This is a genomic window from Leucobacter soli (genome assembly GCF_042659205.1).
Classification (GTDB): Bacteria; Actinomycetota; Actinomycetes; order Actinomycetales; family Microbacteriaceae; genus Leucobacter; species Leucobacter soli.
In genome coordinates this window covers 1-595 of record NZ_JBHSRW010000484.1, presented here as the reverse complement: position 1 = coordinate 595, position 595 = coordinate 1, and the positions used below count along the sequence as shown (strand labels likewise).

Sequence of the window (595 nt, the reverse complement as noted above, 5' to 3'; positions counted from 1 at the left end):
GAACACTCCGCGCAGCCGCGCGTCATCGGCGGCGTCGCCGAGCAGCGCCCGCACCGTCTCGGCTCGGTAGTCCGCGGCGCGCAGGTCCCCGCGCAGCCGGTCGATCAACTCGGGATTCACCCGTCAAGCCTATTCGCCCCTCGCGTGCGGGCGATCACCGGCTGCTCGGGCGTGCGGCTGCATCGCCGCCTGCACGGCCCGCCTGCTCAGTAGGCGACGGTGAAACGGGCGCGATGGTGCGCGGGTTCCTCGATCTCGTCGACCACCGCGACGCCGAAGTCGGCGCCGCCGATCGCCGATCGTCCCGCTTCGTCGGTGAGCAGCACGTCTCCGCCGATCCGGTACTCCCCCGTGTACTCGCCGGCCACCCACGGGCCGAAATCGCCGGCGGGGCTGACGAGGAACCAGTCGAGGGACTCGGGAGACACGCGCAGATCGTCGAGCACCTCGCCCATCTCCAGCGCCTCGGGCTTGTACTCCTCGTCGAATGCCGGGGTGTCGACGAGTCGCGGGCCGTCCTCGGACGCGAGCAGCGACCCGGCCCCGCCGATCACGCCGAGCCGCACGCCCGCCTCGGCGGCCTCGCGAGCGAGCG

At 72.9% G+C, this 595-nt stretch carries 1 protein-coding gene; it reads right to left on the bottom strand.

Annotated features, from left to right (window positions below; translation table 11 throughout):
- Positions 1 to 206 precede the first annotated feature (206 nt).
- Positions 207 to 595: NAD(P)-dependent oxidoreductase (locus tag ACFPZL_RS14090; RefSeq protein WP_382336038.1), on the bottom strand; the 389-nt coding region annotated here is incomplete at its 5' end.